The sequence below is a fragment of the Allobosea sp. 05T422_2 genome (assembly GCF_056396265.1).
Genome location: NZ_JBFTLD010000521.1, coordinates 1 through 1,165, shown reverse-complemented (window position 1 = coordinate 1,165; position 1,165 = coordinate 1). Strand labels below are relative to the sequence as shown.

At 66.6% G+C, this 1,165-nt stretch carries 2 protein-coding genes and 1 pseudogene; 1 reads left to right on the top strand and 2 read right to left on the bottom strand.

Features of this window, described 5'->3' with window-relative positions:
- Together AC1DJT_RS36795 and AC1DJT_RS36790 are read right to left on the bottom strand one after the other, a co-directional pair.
- Positions 1 to 278, bottom strand: a pseudogene (locus tag AC1DJT_RS36795) (alpha/beta hydrolase); the annotation flags it as partial.
- Between the two features lie 22 nt (positions 279 to 300).
- Positions 301 to 765, bottom strand: coding sequence for an aldehyde dehydrogenase family protein (locus AC1DJT_RS36790; RefSeq protein ID WP_476836073.1), 465 nt, complete (start codon positions 763 to 765; stop codon positions 301 to 303).
- On the opposite strand from AC1DJT_RS36790, the gene AC1DJT_RS36785 reads away from it, so the two are divergent.
- The coding region (locus tag AC1DJT_RS36785; protein WP_476836072.1) for an aldehyde dehydrogenase family protein at positions 724 to 1,165 on the top strand (442 nt) is incomplete at its 3' end. The two genes, AC1DJT_RS36790 and AC1DJT_RS36785, sit on opposite strands and share 42 nt — an antisense overlap.

The following is a 1,165-nucleotide window of genomic DNA, read 5'->3' as shown; positions in this document are numbered from 1 at the left end:
GTGTCACCCGGCTCCCCGATCCCGCAGGGAAAGAGCGGCACCAGGACGACGCATTGGTTGGCTTCGGCGAAATCGATGAACTGGTCGCGCAGGCTGTCGACCGTGCGGGTGCTGCCATGGATCAGAACGGCCAGCGGATAGCGCTTCGTGCCGTYCTCCTCATAGCCCTCGGGAATATAGCAGCAATAGGAGAAGCGCTGGTCGGCCTGGCAGGCAAAGATCGCCGTCCGTCCGAGCTGGTAATAGGAGAGCTTCTCGCCATGTCCGTTGCGCGTCATAGGTCGTCTTTCTCCGGTCGTCTCAGGCTTGGCTGATCGTCTTGGTGACAAGATAGGCGTCGAGCCCCTCGGTGCCGCCCTCGCGGCCGTCGCCGCTGTCCTTGACCCCGCCGAATGGGGTTTCCGCCGCAGCGATCTCGAAGCGGTTGATGCCGACCATCCCGGCCTCGATCCGTTCGCCGAGCGCCAGGGCCCGTAAGCAGGAGCCTGTGAATGCGTAGGCGGCGAGCCCGACCGGCAGGCCGTTGGCACGACTGATGACCTCGTCCAGATCGCGGAAGCGGGCGATCGGAGCCACCGGTCCGAAGGGCTCCTCGCTCATGATCGCCGCAGCCTCCGGCACATCGGCGAGAACGGTCGGCGCGTAGAAGAAGCCACGATTGCCGATGCGCTCACCGCCGCAGACAAGCCTGGCGCCATGGCGCTGGGCATCCTCGATCAATCCATGCACCGCTTCCAACCGCCTGGCATTGGCAAGCGGCCCCATGCCGATGCCCTGGTCGAGGCCTGCGTCGAGGCGGGCGTGCCGGCGGGCGCGATCAACCTCGTCCTGGGAGATCCGCCAACGGTCTCGCGGCATCTCGTCGGCTCAGCAGTGATCCGAAAGGTCTCGTTCACCGGTTCCACGGCGGGTGGGCGTGCGGTTGCAGCCCTGGCCGCCCAGGGGCCCAAGCGCGCGACACTGGAACTCGGCGGCCACGCCCCCGTCCTGGTGTTCGATGATGTCGATGTCGAGGCGGTGGCTGCGCTCGGCGCCCAGCGAAAATTCCGCAATGCCGGCCAGGTCTGCGTCGCGCCGACACGGTTCTATGTCCACGAGGCGGTGCATGATCGCTTCGTCACCGCCTTCGCCTTGGCCGCCCAGCGGATCAAGGTCGGCAATGGCC